The sequence below is a fragment of the Streptantibioticus ferralitis genome (assembly GCF_029223525.1).
GTDB lineage: Bacteria > Actinomycetota > Actinomycetes > Streptomycetales > Streptomycetaceae > Streptantibioticus_A > Streptantibioticus_A ferralitis.
This window is the reverse complement of the sequence record NZ_JARHTQ010000009.1, coordinates 141,941-159,414: the sequence shown is the minus strand read 5'-3', so window position 1 is coordinate 159,414 and position 17,474 is coordinate 141,941. Positions and strand designations below refer to the sequence as shown.

Genomic DNA, 17,474 nt, shown 5'->3' with positions numbered 1-17,474 from the left:
GTTCGTTGGTCGCGTGCTCGACGGCTTGCACAACTCGCGCCGGGGCTGCGGGACTTGCGCTGGACCGGGCTGCCGCGCGGCATGCCTCATCCGCCGCTCGGCAGCGTCCGGCCCACCATGGCGGCCGGGTTGACGATGCGGTCGAATTCCTCGGCGCTGATGAAGCCGGAGGCCAGGGCGGCCTCGCGCAGGGTGGTGCCCTCGTCGTTGGCCTTGTGCGCGATGGCCGAGGCCTTGTCGTAGCCGATCACCGGTGACAGCGCGGTGACCAGCATGAGGGACCGGTTGACGTAGTCGTCGATCCGGTCGCGGTTGAGCTGGGTGCCCTCGATGCAGTACTGGCGCAGCTTGGTGCAGGCGTCGGCGATGATGGTGGCCGCGTGCAGGAAGTTGTTGATGATGACCGGGCGCATGGCGTTGAGTTCGAAGTTGCCTTGTGAACCGGCGAAGGCGACGGCCGAGTCCTCGGACAGCACCTGGATGCAGACCATGACCATCGCCTCGCACTGGGTCGGGTTGACCTTGCCCGGCATGATCGAGGAACCGGGCTCGTTCGCGGGGAGGATCAGCTCGCCGAGGCCGCAGCGAGGCCCCGAGGCCAGCCACCGGATGTCGTTGGCGATCTTCATCAGCGGTACGGCCAGCGCCCGCAGCCCGGCCGATGCGCCGGCCATGGCGTCCAGGCCGCCCTGGGCGGCGAACTTGTTCTGGGCGGTGGTGAACGGGTAACCGGTCGCGGCGGCGATCTCGGCGGCGACCTGCTCGCCGAATCCGGGTGGCGCGTTCAGCCCGGTGCCGACCGCGGTGCCGCCCGCGGCCAGTTCGTACAGGCCCTCGGCGGAAGCGGTGACCCGGTCGATGGCCTGCGTCAACTGGTGGGCGTAGCCGGACCATTCCTGCCCGACGGTGAGCGGGACGGCGTCCTCCAGGTGGGTGCGGCCGATCTTCACCACGTCGCGCCACTGCTTCGCCTTGGCCGCGATCGCCTGCTGGAGCGCCTGCACGCTGGGCAGCAGACGCTCGTGAGTCGCCTTGACCGCGGCGATGTGCATGGCGGTGGGGAAGGTGTCGTTGGAGGACTGCCCCATGTTGACGTGGTCATTGGGGTGGACGGGCGACTTGCTGCCCAGCTCGCTCCCGACCAGCTGGATCGCGCGGTTGCTGATCACCTCGTTGGTGTTCATGTTGGACTGCGTCCCGGACCCGGTCTGCCACACGTACAGCGGGAAGTGGTCATCGAGCTTGCCCGCGATGACCTCGTCGGCCACCTTCTCGATCAGGTCGGCCTTCCAGGCCGGCAGCCGCCCGGCCCGCCCGTTGACGATCGCGGCGGCCTTCTTGACGTAGCCGTAGGCGTGGTAGACGGCCTTGGGCATCCGGTCGTCCCCGATCGAGAAGTGGATCAGTGACCGCTGCGTCTGCGCGCCCCAGTACCGGTCGGCCGGGACATCGACGGCGCCCATGGAGTCGGTCTCCCGCCGGGTGCCGGTCGCGTGCAGGCCGATGGGCACATCGAGGATCTTCGGCGCGGCGTCGTCCCTGGCCGCACTGGCCTGGTGTGCGGCGGGGTGCCGCGCGGTCATGACGCCATTCCGTCCGCGTAGACGGGCTCCCACATGGCCTGGCGGACGGCCTGGTCGGGATCGGCCGTCTTGTTGGTGGCGACGCCCTCGCTGACCGCAGCGCCGACCACGGCGGCGGCGGTGATCGCCGACGACGCCCGCAGGTTCTCCACCGGCGGCAGCAGGGAGGCGCCTGGCGCGGAGACGTCGACCTGGTCTGCCACCGCCTGTGTGGCCGCGACCAGCATGCCCGCGGTCACCCTCGACGCACCGGAGACGATCGTGCCGAGGCCCAACCCCGGGTACAGCAGCGCGTTGTTGGCCTGCCCGATGTGATAGGTCATGCCGCCGAAGTCGACAGGTGGGACGGGGATGCCGACCGCTACCAGGGCCTTCCCCTTCGACCAGGCGATGACGTCGGCGGGCATGGCCTCGATCCGCGAGGTCGGGTTGGAGATCGGGAAGATGATCGGCCGCTCGGTGCCCGCGGCCATGGTCTCGACGACCTCTCGGGTGAACGCCCCGTGCACGGTGGAGGTGCCCAGCAGGATCGTCGGCCTGACCTGGCGCACGGTCTCCAGCAGCGAGATCGCGCCGCCGTCCGTCCCCCAGCCGGCGACCTCCTTCGGGTCGCGAGCATAGGGCTGCTGGTAGTCCCGCAGGTCGGCCATGTCACGGGTGAGCAGCCCCTGCTTGTCGATCAGCCAGACCTGTGCGGTGGCCTGCTCCGCGCTTGCGCCGTCGCGGATCATGGCGTCGCGCAGCTGGTCGGCGATGCCCACCCCGGCGGTGCCGGCGCCGAAGACCACGAGTTTCTGGTCCCGCATGGGCACACCGCTCACCTTGACCGCCGACAGCGCCGCGGCCAGGGTGATCGCACCGGTGCCCTGAACGTCGTCGTTGAAGATCCGGTAGCTGTCGCGGTACTTCTCCAGGATCCGCCGGGCGTTGCTCGGGCCGAAGTCCTCGAAGTGCAGCAGTGCGTCGGGGAACATCGACGATGCGGTCCGCAGGTACTTCTCGATGAACGCGTCGTAGTCGGCGCCGTGGACGCGGGAGTGCCGGTTGCCCAGGTACAACGGGTCCTTCAGCAGTGACTCACGGTCCGTGCCCACGTCCAGCGACACGGGCACGACGCGGCGCGGGTCGATGCCGGCGGCCGCGGTGTACACGGCCAGCTTGCCGACCGAGATCTGGATCCCGCCCACGCCCCAGTCGCCGATGCCCAGGATCTCCTCCGCGTCGGTGCACACGATCAGGTCCACGTCCTCGGGCCCGAGCTTGAGCGTGGCGAAGGACTTTTCGATGTCCTCCGGCCGGTCGATGGACAGGAAGACGCCTCGCGGGCGGCGGTACTCGTGGGAGTACTTCTCGATCGCCTGGCCGACCGTGGGGTCGTACACGATCGGCAGCAGCTCCACCAGATGCTCGGTCAGCACCTTGTAGTACAGGGTTTCGTCGCGGTCGTGCAGCTGCTCCAGGTAGACGTTCTTGGCGAGGTCGCCGCCTTGAGCCTGCAACTGCTGGTAAGCGCGTTGCGCCTGCTGCTCCAGCGTCAGCACCCCGGTCGGCAGGCGCCCGGTCAGGCCCAGGGCTTCCCGCTCCGCCTGGGTGAACGCCACGTCGCGGTCGAGGAACGGATCCTCCAGGACGCTCGGGGTGGCCGGCGTCCGCACGGTGTGCTGGGTCATGATGCTCTCCCCACGTGTGTATGCGACCCCCTGTGTGCACGCGTCGCAGCCCCGCCGAACCCGGACGGCGAAGCCACCGGCCCCTACCGCTACTGTGCGCACAGAGCCCTCGCTACCGCTCGCCGATCTTGGCGGCGCTCGGGCCCCGGACCGGTGATCGGTCCGCTTGGTTGCGGTTGGCGCATCGGCCACGTCGCGTCGCCGTGCGGTCGGCCTGGTGGCTGGGCCCCAGCCGTCGCGCATCTGTCCTGGTGAGGCGTTCGCGAGTGGATGTGCCGTGGCGCCGGGCAGGGCGCGCCCTGGTCGGCTAGAGCCATATGGCCGGGTTATGTCGATATGCTATGCATTGTGATCGAGCCTGGACGGCTGCGGCTCCGTCGTCGTCCCTACGGTCGATGGCCCATTACGCTGCTGTTGCCGGTGATCCTGACCGTTGTCATCGCCAGCCTGGCGTTCGCCACGCCCAGGAGTGTCGCCTTCAGCCGCCTTCTGCCCGCGGCGCCCGCCCTTGCCGCCGCCATGTGGCCCGTGCTCCCCACCGTCCTGCTGGGGACTCTCTGCCTTCTGCTCATGATCGGCCTCAGCCTGGAGTTCCCCGACCTGGGAACCTGGTACACCGTGGCGGGAATCATCGCGGTCACCGTGGCGGCGGCGTACGGAAGTCATGTCCGACTCCAGCGGGAGCAGACCCTCTTCCAGGTCCGACTCGTCGCCGACGCGGCGCAGAAGGTGGTCCTGAGCCCGATTCCGCGGTACTTCGGGGGCGTCGAGATCGAGTCGCTGTATCTCGCGGCGGCAGCGGAGGCCCGTATCGGCGGCGATTTCTACGAGGCGGTCAACACTCGGTTCGGGGTTCGGCTGCTCATCGGTGATGTGCGGGGCAAGGGACTGGCAGCGGTGGGGGCGGCCGCGGCGGTGGTCAATTCCTTCCGGGAAGCGGCCTACGACGAGCCCGACCTGAGCGGCGTCGCACGCCGTCTGGAGGCCGGCAGTACCCGTTACTGCACCGCGTTTCCCGCCGAGGACGTGATGGAACGCTTCGCCACCGCCATCCTCGCCGAGGTCCCGCACGAGGGCGGCCGTATCAGAGTGCTCAACTGCGGGCACCCACCGCCACTGCTCCTGAACCGTGGGGAACTCCGCGTCCTGAAGCCCACCGATCCCTCACCGCTGCTCAACCTCGCGGAGCTGATCGGCGATCACTACTGCGTTGACACCGTCGACTTCGCCCCCGGCGATCAGTTGCTTCTCTATACCGACGGTGTCACCGAGACCCGCAACCGCGACGGCGAGTTCTTCCCGCTGGCGGACTGGATGCGGCGGCAGGCCTCGGCGCGGCCCCGCGAGCTGCTCGACGGGCTTCACCGCGATCTCCTCCACTACAGCAGCGGCGGCCTCAACGACGACATCGCCGCCCTCGCCGTTTGCCTGCGTGATCACCCGGACCCGCTCGACGGCCGAAGAGATCGGTCTGGGTAGCCGCGTTGCGGATCAAGGTGCGTGGAACGCGGCGTTCAGTCGGGCGACGTGGTCGTCGACGATCTCCGCCGCGGTCTCCCCGGCGAGGATGCGCCGGGCGCCGGTGACGAAGACCGTGCGGTGGGCGGCGACCGCCAGTGCGGCGATGAGCTGGGCGTCCCCGGTCGCGACGTGGTTCTCGGCGAGCGGGGCGGCGAGGGTGTCCGCAAGCTCGTCGACGATCTCGCGCACGCGGGCGAGCAGGACGGGGGACCCGCTCACGGTGCGCAGGAAGGGCGCCATCCCGTCCCGCACCCCCGCACCCCCGCACCCCGCACCCCGGACAGCGGGTGGCGCTGCGGCCGTCGGCCCGGCCACGGGCGGCCCAGGGGCACGCTGAGGCGGGCGGGCCACTTCGCGGCCATGATGCTCCCCGCGACCTCGTCGACGACGCCGATCCCGAGGTGGCGGGCCATGAGTCGATCGCCCACGCGACCCCGGTGCCGCAGCGCGACCTGGAGGCGCTGCCGGCCGAGCACGCCGCGCGGCTCGGCGTCCCGGTGCGGCATGGCGTGGTGGTCACCGGCCTCCACCTGCCATTCGCTGAGAACCGGGCGCCGGACCCGCGCCCTCGCGGCCGCGCTCCGGGGTCGGGGTGGCGCGGGTCGGGTATTGTTGCGACGTCCGGCAGCACACGACCGAGGAGGTGAGACCCATTACCGCTGTAGCAGGCTGGGTGCTCTCATCTCATGGCTGTTCGGCTCATCTGGCATAGGTGAGCGGGAGGGCGCCCTTCGTCTCCGAAAGGCCCCCATGTCGCTTTCCGCGTCACCTTTTTCTGAATCCGCCATCCTCTCCGAATCCGCCGTCGTCACCAGGCTTCGGGCCGCCGGTTGTGTCTTCGCCGAGGACGAGGCGCAGTTGCTGATCTCCACCGCACGGACACCGACCGAGCTCGCCGCCATGGTGGAGCGGCGCGTGGTCGGTCTGCCCCTCGAACACGTCCTCGGCTGGGCGGAGTTCTGCGGTCGGCGCATAGCGGTGGACCCCGGTGTCTTCGTACCCCGTCGTCGTACCGAGTTCCTCGCCCGCCAGGCCGGTCAGGTCGTCGGCGCCGTCCACCGGTCCGCCGGACGCACTGTGGTCGTCGACCTGTGCTGCGGCTCGGGCGCGGTGGGCGCCGCGCTGGCCGCTGCCCTGGACGGGATCGAGTTGCACGCCGCGGACATCGACCCCGCCGCGGTGCGGTGCGCCCGCCGCAACGTCGCCGCCGCCGGAGGCCGGGTGTACGAAGGCGATCTCTACCAGCCGCTGCCCGCTTCGCTACGGGGCCGCGTCGACGTGCTGGTCGCCAACGCGCCCTATGTGCCCACCGAGTCGATCGGGCTGCTGCCCGCGGAGGCCCGTGTACACGAGCCGTGGGTGGCGCTGGACGGTGGCGCGGACGGGCTTGAGGTCCAGCGGCGGGTGGCCGCCGCCGCACCGTTGTGGCTGGCACCCGGCGGGCATCTGCTGCTGGAGACCAGCGAACGTCAGGCGCCGCTGACCGTCGAGGTGTTCGCCCGGGCCGGGCTGATCCCGCGGGTGGCGAGCTGCGACGAACTCGGCGCCACCGTCGTCGTCGGCACCGAGCCCGTTCGCGCCCGCGTCGCGGCGCGAGTCGGCGGCCCGGCCGTCGAGGCCGATGGAGAAATCACCTGATTCTCACATGTCTCACATCTCGGTCTCAGTACACCCGGTGATGATGCGGTTACGAGTGGTGGACGTCGGCGGAGTGTCTTTCAGACAGGGACGTGAGGTGGCGCATGACGGCTTCCGGGCGGCGACGTCAGGGCCTGGCAGGTGGTGTCCGGCCCTGGTCCTGGGCCGTGACGGTGCTCATGGCCTGCGTTTTTGTGACCGGCGGTGGCATGGCCACCGCCAGTCGGCCCACCGCCGATCCGGCGGTCGGAGCCTCCACTTCAGCGGGCGGTGCGCCTCGGCCGCAGCCCACCGGCAGCGCCTCCCCAACCCCGAAGCGCGCCGCGCGCACGGATGCGGGCGCGCGCACGGTGACGGCCGCCGGAGCGGTGCGTCCCGCCGCCTCGGCGGTGGCCGCTTCTCTTGCCGCCGCCGTCGCGAACCCCGGCATCTCCCATCCGGTGCCGGTGTCCCGGATCGCCGCGCAGGTGGGGGCGTTGTTCAACGGCGGGTTGAACGGGGCACACCACTGCACGGCCAGCGTGGTGGACAGTCCGGGCGGCGACCTGATCGTGACGGCGGCGCACTGCCTGGGCTCCACCTCCGACGTCTTCGTCCCGGGCTACCACGACGGGACCGCGCCGTACGGGGTGTGGCGGTTGCGGCGCGTCATCGTCGACGCGCAGTGGTCCGCCAGTTCCGACCAGGACCACGACGTGGCGTTCGCGGTGGTGGCGCCGGAGAACGGCCGCGACCTCCAGTCGGTGGTCGGCGGCTACGCACTGGGCATCGGGCAGGGCACGAGCCGCCCGGTCACCATGACCGGCTATCCGCAGGCCACCCAGACTCCGATCACCTGCACCAACGGCATCTCCGCCTATGGAAGTAGCCAGTTGCGGATCTACTGCACCGGCTTCACCGGCGGCACCAGCGGCGGCCCCTGGGTCATCGACGGTGCCGGATCCGGCACGGTGATCGGTGTCATCGGCGGCTACCAGCAGGGGGGCGACACCCCCGACGTCTCGTACAGCGTGGCCTTCGGGCCCAACGTCCAGTCCCTGTACGAGCAGGCGGCCGCCGCTGGCGGCTAGAACCGTGGGGGCGACGGCAGTTGGCTGACCGCCGGTCCCGCTGCTCCGGGGGTTTGGGGGCTTGCCCCCAAGACCTCGAACCGCCGCCACGGCGAGCAACCCCACTGAACCGGACCGGCGGTCAAAGCCGCACGCCCACCACATCCCGTCGCGAGGCGCTAGCCGCAATGCAGCAAGCCGGACTGCAGCTTGGCGGTGAGGATCCGCCGGACACTGTCGTCCACGTTGCGGCGCAAGGCGGCGTCCGTCCCCAGTCGGCTGAGTACGGCGTTCGCCATGGGGCCGACGGTCGAGGGATCCACCGTGAGGATCATGTTGCCTCCGGCCGCCAGGAACCTGAGCGCCCGCTCGCCGGGAGGCACTGCCCGTACGGCCGCGGCATGCCCCACGTCATCGGTGATGATCACGCCGTTGAAGCCGAGGGTGCCGCGCAGCATGTCACGGATCACCACGGAGGAGAAGACTGCCTGGTGGGCGCGGTCGATGAGCGTGTAGGTGGCCGACGAGACCATGGTGAAGCGGGCCCCGGCCTGGATTCCGCTCCGGAACGCGGCCAGATTGGGGCTGTTGCGCTGGGTGAGGCTGTCGACGACGTTCGCCGAGAAGTCGGTGTTGCCGCGCACCTGGCCGAGTCCGGGGAAGTGCTTGATGGTGGCGTCCACACCGGCCTGCGACAGCCCGCGGATGAACGCGCTGCTCTGCCGGGCGACGGTGGTCGGATTGTCGCCGTACTCCCGCGAGAGCGCCCCGATGGGCTGGTTCTTCGTACCGATGCCGGCGGGGACCACGTCGACGACCGGTGCGAGGTCCAGATTGACACCGGCCGCGCGCAACTGGCGTCCCCAGTCGGCCGCTTGACCCTGGAGTCGCGATACGGGCCACTGGCCCTGCACGACGGCGCTCGGCATGGGGGAGAAGCCCGGACCGTTGAGGATCTGGACCTTCCCGCCCTCCTGATCCGTGGCCGTGAAGAGCCGCACCTTCGCACCGCCCACCGACTGTGCCGTGGACTGGAGTTGGTCGGTGATGGTCCGGATGGGCCGCACCCCGGCGTTGCTGTGTCCCATGAGGAAGATCGAACCCACGTTGTGCGCGCGGATCGCGGCGGACTCCGCGGGGGCGATCCCGGAAGTGCTCACCGGGCTCATGAACAGCTGGCCGACCCGCTGGGCCGCGGACATCCTCGCCATGACCCGGTCGACACAGGACGTGGCCTGCGTGGTCTGGGCGGTCGGTGCGGCGGGCAGCGGCGGGCTGCCCGGGTGCGGTAGTTGGGTCGTACCCGGTGTGCCGGCCGCACGCGAACCCGGTGGGCTCCCGGTTGTCGGTGCCCCCGGGGTGGTCGACGCCTGCGGCAGGTTGTGGGTCCCGCCGCCGCAGGCGGTGAGCGGGAGCACCACCCCGAGCATGAGGACAACGGCGGCCCGCGGCTGCGCCGTTCGGCGGCGCGGGCGACTGGGCGAGGGAGTATTCGGCACTGACACGAGGACCAGCCACCCTCTCGAAGGTCGGGTCGGATAGCTCTCGGCGCCCGTTTGCGTGATGCCGTGGCGGAAGGCCTGGCCCCGGACCGCGTTCATCCGCAAGCGGGATCGCGTTCATCAGCAAGCCCGTCCAGCGGAACATAAAATTCCGGACTTCGCATGCGGAGGCCCGCCCTTGACCGTCGCCCGTGGTCCGAGCAGTTCGCCGCCAACCGTGATCCAAGGGGGCGTGACGGGGGGTGGCAGGTGGTGTTCACCAGCGCTGAGCGCGGCAGCGCACGACCGCACGCCATTGAAGGGTGATCTCACCATCCGCTTTTCTCTGATTGCGGACGGTGTTCATGGCGAGGCTGATCGGCCCGGCGTGCACCTTCCGCGGTCCGCCATCCAAACGGAAGGGCAACAGATGTCGATCGCAGCCGAGCCGGGACAAGCGGAAGACCAGACACGGCTCAGCCTGAGTACGGCCGCGGCGCGAAACCTGGCGACAACCACCAAGTCCAAGCCGCAGATGCAGGGCATCAGTTCGCGCTGGCTGACCCGGATGCTGCCCTGGGTCCAGGTGAGCGGCGGCACCTACCGGGTCAACCGGCGGCTGACCTACGCGGTCGGCCGCGGGCGGGTGAGCTTCGTCAGGACCGGCGCCGACGTACGCGTCGTGCCGCCCTCGTTGCGCGAAGTCCCGGTGCTGCGCGGCTTCGAGGACACCGCGCTGCTGGAGGAGCTGGCCTCCCGCTTCACCCAGCGGGACTTCGAACAGGGCGAGGTGATCGTCGAGGCGGGCCAGCCGATCGACGAGGTCTACCTGATCGCGCACGGCAAGATCAACAAAGTGGGCCTCGGCAAGTACGGCGAGGCCAGTGTGCTGGGCGTGCTGGCGGACGGTGACCACCTCGGGGACGAGGCCCTGATGCAGGCCGACGCGTCCTGGTTGTGCACCGCCAAGGCCGTCACCTCGGGCACCCTCCTCGTACTGCCCTGGCCGGCCTTCCAGGAGCTCGCGGACCGCTCGGAAGCACTGCGCGACCAGATCATGCAGTTCATCGCGGACGCCCAGCAGCCGATGAACAAGCGGGGCGAGGCGGAGATCGAGCTCGCCGCGGGCCACGAGGGCGAACACGAGCTGCCGGGCACCTTCGTCGACTACGAGATCGCCCCGCGCGAATACGAACTCAGCGTGGCCCAGACGGTCCTGCGGGTGCACAGCCGGGTCGCCGATCTCTACAACGAGCCGATGGACCAGATCGAACAGCAACTGCGGCTGACCATCGAGGCGTTGCGCGAGCGGCAGGAGTACGAACTCGTCAACAACCGCGACTTCGGCCTGCTGCACAACGCCGACAACGACCAGCGGATCCAGACCCACTCAGGACCGCCCACCCCCGACGACCTCGACGACCTGCTGAGCATGCGGCGCGGCACCCGGCTGCTGCTGGCACACCCGCGGGCGATCGCGGCGTTCGGCCGGGAGTGCAGCAGCCGTGGCATCTACCCCGACAGCGTCGACGTGGGCGGCCACCAGGTGCCCGCCTGGCGGGGGGTGCCGATCTTCCCGTGCGGCAAGATCCCGATCGCCGACGGGCACACCACCACCATCCTCGCGATGCGCACCGGCGAGGACGACCAGGGCGTGATCGGCCTGCACCAGACGGGTATCCCCGACGAGTACGAGCCGGGCCTGAACGTGCGGTTCATGGGGATCAACGACAAGGCCGTCATCTCCTACCTGGTCAGCGCCTACTACTCGGCCGCCGTGCTGGTTCCCGACGCCCTCGGCGTGCTGGAGAACGTCGAGGTCGCCCGTCCGCGGGTGTGACGTCCGGTGGGGTCTCCCGCCGCCGACGGGCCGTCAAGTACGAAGGAGGACCGGTGTCCCTGCTCTCCCGCGTGTCCGCGCCCGCGGCCGCACATGACCTGGCGAATCTGGTGGCCGCCGTACTGTCCAGTCTGGAAGGCGCCGCTCCACGGCACCTGCCCGGGGCGCTCGGCGGTCAACAGCCGGGCCGGGCCGAGGAGTCGGCGCAGTCGGGTGCACGCAGACTCATCACCGGCCCCGCCGGGCTGGGTACGTCGGCGGCGCGGCTCGCCGTGCCGTTCGCGACCGGTGCCCCGGTCCACGGCCGCGGCCCGAGGGTGCGCCATCTGTCGGACGGCCCGACCGGGTTGGGCGCGACGGCCCTGCGACCGCGCACCGCGCGTCGTGCCAAGGGCACCTCGTCGGTGCCCGAGCTGTACTGTCCGCCTCCGGTGCGCGACGACCCGGCGCTCGGCGACGAGGTCAACGACCAGCTGGTCGACTGGGCCGCGGACGTCGGCATCTATGCCGGGCGGCTGGACAGCCTGCGCGCCGCCGACTTCGGCCGACTGATCATGCTCACCCACCCCGACAGCGACGACCCCGACCGGCTGCTGGCGGCGGGCAAGTGCGCGCTGGCGGAGTGGGCCGCCGATGACCACTACTGCGATGACGAATCCGCCGGCGCCGCTCCGGAACTGCTCGGCTCGCGCCTGGTGGTCGGCTACGCGGCGGTGGACCCCGCCCATCTCCCGGTGCGGTACACCCCGGACCTGGAGCGGGCGATGCGGGCGGACCCGGTGCTGGCGGCGTTGCGCTCCGCACTCGAACACCTTGCCCGGTATGCCAGTTGGGCACAGGTGGCCCGGCTACGGCATGAGATCGGCGTGCTGTTCGTGGCCTTCGACGGTGAGGCGTCCTGGCGCACCGCCGGGCGGACCCCGCCGGTCTGGGAGTATCTGGTGGCCCGGCAGTTCAACAGCTTCCTGCCGTGCATCACGCTCACCGACGTGGTGGGCGGCTATGAACTGTCGTCCGCCGAGTACGCCGAACCACGGGTGCGGCGCGCGGTCACCATGGCGTCCACCGCCAGCACGTTGGTCAACGACCTGTACTCGATGGCCAAGGAGGCCGGCGACTCCGCCGCCAACTTCAACCTGCCGCAGCTGATCGCCGCACAGGAGAACTGCTCCCTCAGGGAGGCGGTCGAGCGCAGCGTCGAGATCCACGACGAACTCGTCCGCACCTTCGAGGCGGAGGCCGCCGCCCTCAGCCTCACCGGGTCTCCCGCGCTGCGCCGCTATCTGGCGGGCGTATGGGCCTGGCTCGGCGGAAACCGCGAATGGCACAGCGGCACCGCGCGCTACAACGGCGGCGACACCGCCTGAGCGGCGCGCCGCACTGCCCCCGCAGCACTCCCCCTGAGCCCGGTCCCGGCACCAGCCGGCCGCACCTTCCCGCAGACGAAAAGGAGTTCTCTGGATGACCACGACCGCTCCGGCCGCCGCCAACGTCCTGCGCACCGCCTACCAGCAGTCCGTCGCGGCGTACTGGAACAACCACCAGCAGGACCCGGTCAATCTACGGCTCGGCGAGGTCGACGGCCTCTACCACCACCACTACGGCATCGGGGACTACGACCCTTCCGTCCTGGAAGGCCCGCAGGACACCCGGGACGAGCGCATCATCGAGGAGCTGCACCGACTGGAGACGGCGCAGGCCGACGTCCTCCTCGACCACCTGGGCGACATCGGCCCCACCGACCGCCTGCTGGACGCGGGCTCCGGCCGCGGCGGCACCAGCATCATGGCCAACCAGCGCTTCGGCTGCCAGGTGGACGGGGTGACGATCTCCGAGTACCAGGTCGGCTTCGCCAACGACCAGGCCACCCAGCGCGGTGTGGCCGACCAGGTCCGGTTCCACTTCCGCAACATGCTGGACACCGGGTTCGACACCGGCTCCCGCCGGGCGATCTGGACCAACGAGACCACCATGTACGTGGATCTGTTCGAGCTGTTCGCCGAGTTCTCCCGGCTGTTGGAGTACGGCGGCCGCTATGTGTGCATCACCGGCTGCTACAACGATGTCACCGGCGGCCGTTCCAGGGCCGTCAGCCGCATCGACGAGCACTACACCTGCAACATCCATCCCAGGAGCCAGTACTTCAAGGCGCTCACCGCCAACAACCTCGTCCCGATCAATGTCATCGACCTGACCGCCCAGACCATCCCGTACTGGGAACTGCGCGCGAAGTGCTCGGTCGCCACCGGGATCGAGGACCCCTTCCTCACCGCGTACCGGGAGGGCAGCTTCCACTACCTGCTCATCGCCGCCGACCGCATCTGAGGGGAGCGCCAGCAGCGGCCCGGCTGAGGGCAGTTGGGCCACTGCTGGTTTCGCGGGGTTCCGCGGACCCGCCGTCCGCCGTCACCGGTCAGCCGCGGGTCCGCGCCAGGCGGACGACGACGAGGGCGGCCGCGTCGTCCCCGAGGCAGCCGTTCACATACCGCTCCAGGTCGGCGCGCAACTCATGGGCGACGACAGCGGGTTCGGCCGGGGTGTAGTGGGCGAGCCGGGTGAGCAGGGGATAGAAGGATCCGCTGGCATCGCGGGCTTCGAGGACCCCGTCGGTGCACAGGACGAGCAGTTCCCCCTGGCGTAGGTCGATGTGCCGGACGCCGCGTTTCTGGCCGACCAGGTCGGCCAGGCCGAGCGGGACACCGGGGGTGGCGCATTCGAGTTCGCGGACCTCGGTGTCCGAGACGAGCAGTGGCGCGACATGGCCGCAGTCGATCACTGCCACGGCGCCGTCAGCGGCGAACTCGGCGAGCAGCGCGGTGACGAAGCGCTCCTCCTGCCCGGAGCGCGCCGCGCGACGGTTGTGCCGGGCGACGGCCTGTTCCAGCCGGTCCGCCACCTCGGCCACCGTCGGCAGGTAGTAGCCGGACTCGCGGAAGGCACTGAGTACCGCGGCGCCGGTCTGGATCGCGTCCAGGCCCTTGCCCTGGACGTCGCCGATCAGCAGCCGGGTCCCGTACGGCGACTCGACGGCGTCGTAGATGTCGCCGCCGACCAGGGCCTCGGCCTTCGCGGGCGAGTAGAAGCCGTGGATCTCCACGTCCGGAGCTCGCATGGGCAGCGGCTGCAGCAGCGTGCGCTGCAGGGCTCTGAGGGTGACCCGGGCTTCCACCAGGGCGCGTTCACGCTGTAGGCGGTATCTGCAGACGGCGACGCAGACGAGCGAGATCAGGGCCGCGGCGGCGATCGTCAGCCAGTCGCCGAGGGTGTCCCCGTAGCGCGGTGAGACGCCGTAGAGCAGGGTCAGGGTCACAACGGTGAGCGCGCCGAAGGCGGCGGTGCGGCGAACCGAGCAGACGCTGGCCGCCAGGCCGGGGACCACCAGCAGCATGACGCTGATCCAGTCCCGCCGGTTGGTGGCCAGGTCGAGGACGACCACCGCCGCGATGAAGGCCACCAGCGCAAGGGTCGAGAGGGTCTCGTAAGGGTTCGAGGCCGGTTCGATGGAGCGTTTGCCCTGCCGTGGCGGACTGGATGGCCTGTCCACCTCATGCAGTGTAGGCCGCGGGCCAGGGCGTGGCTCACTGATCGGTGCGACCCGCGGGCGCACGGGGCGTTCCTGCGGACCCGCTCCTCCAGCCCCGGCCGTCGCGGGAACGTCGACGGCGTCGCGTCCCGCGCGTGTTGGTCAGCCGGCGGCCGAGCCGGACTGCCAGCATATGAGGATGAACGTCTCCCTCCGGCTCGCCCAGCAGCCAGAAGCCGACGAGCTGCTCAGCCGCAACCCGCTGGCCCTCATGATCGGCATGCTGCTCGACCAGCAGGTCCCCATGGAGTGGGCGTTCTCCGGGTCGTACACCATCGCGCAGCGGATGGGCGTCGACGATCTCGACGCGCGGGAGATCGCCGTCCAGGATCCGGACGCGTTCGCCGCGCTGCTGTCGCAGAAACCCGCGGTGCACCGCTACCCGGCGGCCATGGCCAAACGGGTGCAGCAACTGTGCCAGTACCTCGTCGAGCACTACGACGGCGATCCGGCGGACCTCTGGCGCGATGTCAGCAGTGGCAGGGAACTGCTCAAGCGGCTGAACGAGCTTCCGGGCTTCGGCAAGCAGAAGGCACAGATCTTCCTGGCCCTGCTGGGCAAGCAGCTCGCCGTGCGGCCCGAGGGCTGGCGGGAGGCGGCGGGCCCGTACGGCGAGGAGGGCGCGTACCGCTCGGTGGCCGATATCACCGGGCCCGAGTCGCTGGACAAGGTCCGCGCCCACAAGCAGGAGGCGAAGCGCGCCGCCAAGAAGACGGCCGGGACGAAGAAGGCCTGAGCGCCCTCCGGCGGTGCAGATCTTCCGGCGCGGCACCGGTTGTCGGTGCGCACCGATATCGTCGTATGCGTGTCGCTCGCTCTGTACCGCCGCTACCGCCCCGAGACCTTCGCCGAGGTCATCGGGCAGGAACACGTCACTGACCCGCTGCAGCAGGCGCTGCGGAACAACCGGGTCAATCACGCGTACCTGTTCAGTGGTCCACGTGGCTGTGGAAAGACCACCAGCGCGCGCATCCTCGCCCGCTGTCTGAACTGCGAGCAGGGCCCGACCCCCACACCGTGCGGCGAGTGCCAGTCCTGCCGCGACCTGGCCCGCGGCGGGCCGGGGTCCATCGATGTGATCGAGATCGACGCCGCCTCGCACGGCGGTGTGGACGACGCGCGTGACCTGCGGGAGAAGGCGTTCTTCGGGCCCGCCTCCAGCCGCTACAAGATCTACATCATCGACGAGGCGCACATGGTCACCTCGGCGGGGTTCAACGCCCTGCTGAAGGTGGTCGAGGAGCCGCCGGAGCATCTGAAGTTCATCTTCGCGACCACCGAGCCGGAGAAGGTCATCGGCACCATCCGGTCGCGCACCCACCACTACCCGTTCCGCCTGGTGCCCCCCGGCACCCTGCGCGACTACCTGGCCGAGGTCTGCGCCCGCGAGTCCATCCCGGTGGAGGACGGCGTGTTCCCGCTGGTGGTACGGGCCGGAGCGGGCTCGGTCCGTGACTCGATGTCGGTGATGGACCAGCTGCTCGCGGGCGCCGGCGAGGGCGGCGTGACCTACGCGATGGCCACGGCCCTGCTCGGCTACACGGACGGCGCACTGCTCGACGACATCGTGGACGCCTTCGCGGCAGGCGATGGCGCGGCGGCGTTCGAGATGGTGGACCGGGTCATCGAGGGCGGCCACGACCCGCGGCGCTTCGTCGCCGACCTGCTGGAGCGGCTGCGCGACCTGGTGATCCTGGCGGCGGTGCCGGACGCGGGCGAGAAGGGCCTGATCGACGCACCCGCCGATGTGGTGGAGCGGATGGCGGCGCAGGCGTCCGTCTTCGGCGCCGCCGAGCTGAGCCGCGCGGCCGACCTGGTCAACGCGGGACTGACCGAGATGCGCGGCGCCACCTCGCCGCGGCTGCAGCTGGAGCTGATCTGCGCCCGGGTGCTGCTGCCCGCCGCGTACGACGACGAGCGCGCGGTCCAGGCGCGGCTCGACCGGCTGGAACGGCAGGCGCTGACCGGAGGGTTGGCGGCCGCCGGGCCCGCGGTCGGCTACGTACCGCAGAGCGACGCCCACGCGGGCGGCGTGTCCGCCGGCCCCGCGGCGGCCCGCGCGGCGGTCCGCCCCGGTTCCGGCGGCCCCGACGCCGGTACCGGCACGGGCGCCGGCCCGCAGCCGCAGGGACCCCCCGCGGCCGCGCCGGCGGAAGCCACGGCTCCGCCCGCCCAGGGCGCACCCGGCAGCTGGCCCACCGGGGTGCGGCAGCGGCCGGACGACGCCGGTGCGTCTGCCCCCGCCCCGGCCCCGGCCCCCGCCTCGGCCCCGACCCCGGCCCCCGGCGCCTGGCCGACCGGTACCCAGTCCGCGGCCCCCGCGGCCGCGTCGGGCGGCGAGAGCGGCCACCGTCCCGGTGCCTGGCCGGGCGCGGGCGCGCCGTCCACCCCGGCCGCTTCCGCCGCACCGGCCACCCCCGCCGCCCAGCCCGCGGCGGCGGCCCCGGCCGCCCCGCCGGTGGGCGACCCTTCCCGGGTGCGCCAGATGTGGCCGGACATCCTGGAGGCGGTGAAGAACCGGCGCCGCTTCACCTGGATCCTGCTCAGCCAGAACGCGCAGGTCGTCGGTTTCGACGGCAGCACGCTCCAACTGGGCTTCGCCAACCCCGGTGCCCGCGACAGTTTTGTGAACGGCGGCAGCGACGAGGTGCTGCGGCAGGCCGTCAGCGATGCGCTGGGCGTGCAGTGGAAGATCGAGGCGATCGTCGATCCGTCCGGTGGCGCCGGCGGCCCCGGCCAGGGCGGCCCGTCGTCTCCCGGCGGCTTCGGCGGCCCCAGCGGCGGCCAGGGCGGCTTCGGCGGCGGCGCACCCGCCAGCACCTCTGGCGGTGGCTTCGGCGGCGACTCACGCCCGGCGGCCCCCACCCCGGCACCGGCGCGCTCCGCGCCTCCGGCCACGCCCGAGCACGTACCACCGGCGCAGTCGGCTTCCGCCCCCGCGCCGCAGGCGCCGCCGCGCGTCTCGATCGAGGACGACATCCCGGAGGAGGACGATCCCGATCTCGATGACACGGCACTGACCGGGCACGACCTGATCGTGCGCGAACTGGGCGCTACGGTGATCGAAGAGATCACCAACGAGTGAGAGGGCACCGGTTCCCCTCCGGCG

14 protein-coding genes are annotated in these 17,474 nt (G+C 71.0%); 8 read left to right on the top strand and 6 right to left on the bottom strand.

Annotated elements, in window-relative coordinates:
• Positions 1–86: 86 nt before the first annotated feature.
• The gene (fumC, locus tag P2L57_RS16595; protein ID WP_275815091.1) at positions 87–1,583 is read right to left on the bottom strand and encodes a class II fumarate hydratase; all 1,497 of its coding nucleotides are present in this window, start codon (positions 1,581–1,583) and stop codon (positions 87–89) included.
• On the bottom strand, positions 1,580–3,253 hold the full coding sequence (locus P2L57_RS16590; RefSeq protein ID WP_275815089.1) for an NAD-dependent malic enzyme: 1,674 nt from the start codon (positions 3,251–3,253) through the stop codon (positions 1,580–1,582). Before P2L57_RS16590 ends, fumC begins: the two co-directional genes overlap by 4 nt.
• Positions 3,254–3,673: 420 nt before the next feature.
• Between P2L57_RS16590 and P2L57_RS16585 the strand changes: the two genes are divergently transcribed.
• The gene (locus P2L57_RS16585; RefSeq protein ID WP_275815087.1) at positions 3,674–4,732 is read left to right on the top strand and encodes a PP2C family protein-serine/threonine phosphatase; all 1,059 of its coding nucleotides are present in this window, start codon (positions 3,674–3,676) and stop codon (positions 4,730–4,732) included.
• Between the two features lie 12 nt (positions 4,733–4,744).
• Here the strand turns inward: P2L57_RS16585 and P2L57_RS16580 are convergent, their stop codons facing one another.
• Complete coding sequence (locus P2L57_RS16580; RefSeq protein WP_275815084.1) at positions 4,745–4,993, bottom strand: hypothetical protein; 249 nt, start codon at positions 4,991–4,993, stop codon at positions 4,745–4,747.
• Positions 4,990–5,304 carry a hypothetical protein gene (locus tag P2L57_RS16575; RefSeq protein ID WP_275815081.1) on the bottom strand — a complete coding sequence of 105 codons (315 nt, stop codon included), beginning with the start codon at positions 5,302–5,304 and terminating at the stop codon, positions 4,990–4,992. The genes P2L57_RS16580 and P2L57_RS16575 overlap by 4 nt, the downstream gene beginning before the upstream one ends.
• 220 nt (positions 5,305–5,524) lie before the next feature.
• Here P2L57_RS16575 and P2L57_RS16570 point away from each other — a divergent pair, with 220 nt between their 5' ends.
• Together P2L57_RS16570 and P2L57_RS16565 are read left to right on the top strand one after the other, a co-directional pair.
• Positions 5,525–6,412 carry a putative protein N(5)-glutamine methyltransferase gene (locus P2L57_RS16570; protein ID WP_275815078.1) on the top strand — a complete coding sequence of 296 codons (888 nt, stop codon included), beginning with the start codon at positions 5,525–5,527 and terminating at the stop codon, positions 6,410–6,412.
• Between the two features lie 104 nt (positions 6,413–6,516).
• Entirely contained in the window at positions 6,517–7,482 is a 966-nt protein-coding gene (locus tag P2L57_RS16565) for a trypsin-like serine peptidase (protein WP_275815075.1), read from the top strand.
• Positions 7,483–7,640: 158 nt separating this feature from the next.
• Here the strand turns inward: P2L57_RS16565 and P2L57_RS16560 are convergent, their stop codons facing one another.
• Positions 7,641–8,879: a glycoside hydrolase family 3 N-terminal domain-containing protein gene (locus tag P2L57_RS16560; RefSeq protein WP_275815072.1), complete on the bottom strand. Its 1,239-nt coding sequence runs from the start codon at positions 8,877–8,879 to the stop codon at positions 7,641–7,643.
• A gap of 493 nt (positions 8,880–9,372) precedes the next feature.
• Between P2L57_RS16560 and P2L57_RS16555 the strand changes: the two genes are divergently transcribed.
• The 3 genes from P2L57_RS16555 (at position 9,373) to P2L57_RS16545 (ending at position 13,107) form a co-directional block, all read left to right on the top strand.
• Entirely contained in the window at positions 9,373–10,782 is a 1,410-nt protein-coding gene (locus tag P2L57_RS16555) for a family 2B encapsulin nanocompartment shell protein (protein WP_275815068.1), read from the top strand.
• Between the two features lie 53 nt (positions 10,783–10,835).
• A complete protein-coding gene (locus tag P2L57_RS16550) occupies positions 10,836–12,149 on the top strand; it encodes a family 2 encapsulin nanocompartment cargo protein terpene cyclase (protein WP_275815065.1) in 1,314 nt (437 codons plus the stop codon).
• Positions 12,150–12,243: 94 nt separating this feature from the next.
• Positions 12,244–13,107, top strand: coding sequence for a geranyl diphosphate 2-C-methyltransferase (locus P2L57_RS16545; protein ID WP_275815062.1), 864 nt, complete (start codon positions 12,244–12,246; stop codon positions 13,105–13,107).
• A gap of 88 nt (positions 13,108–13,195) precedes the next feature.
• Here the strand turns inward: P2L57_RS16545 and P2L57_RS40210 are convergent, their stop codons facing one another.
• Positions 13,196–14,326, bottom strand: a complete 1,131-nt coding sequence (locus P2L57_RS40210) for a PP2C family protein-serine/threonine phosphatase (protein WP_275815059.1) — start codon at positions 14,324–14,326, stop codon at positions 13,196–13,198.
• Positions 14,327–14,504: 178 nt separating this feature from the next.
• Between P2L57_RS40210 and P2L57_RS16535 the strand changes: the two genes are divergently transcribed.
• On the top strand, positions 14,505–15,101 hold the full coding sequence (locus P2L57_RS16535) for an HhH-GPD-type base excision DNA repair protein (RefSeq protein ID WP_275815056.1): 597 nt from the start codon (positions 14,505–14,507) through the stop codon (positions 15,099–15,101).
• A gap of 69 nt (positions 15,102–15,170) precedes the next feature.
• Positions 15,171–17,450 carry a DNA polymerase III subunit gamma and tau gene (locus P2L57_RS16530; RefSeq protein ID WP_275815053.1) on the top strand — a complete coding sequence of 760 codons (2,280 nt, stop codon included), beginning with the start codon at positions 15,171–15,173 and terminating at the stop codon, positions 17,448–17,450.
• Positions 17,451–17,474 lie beyond the last annotated feature (24 nt).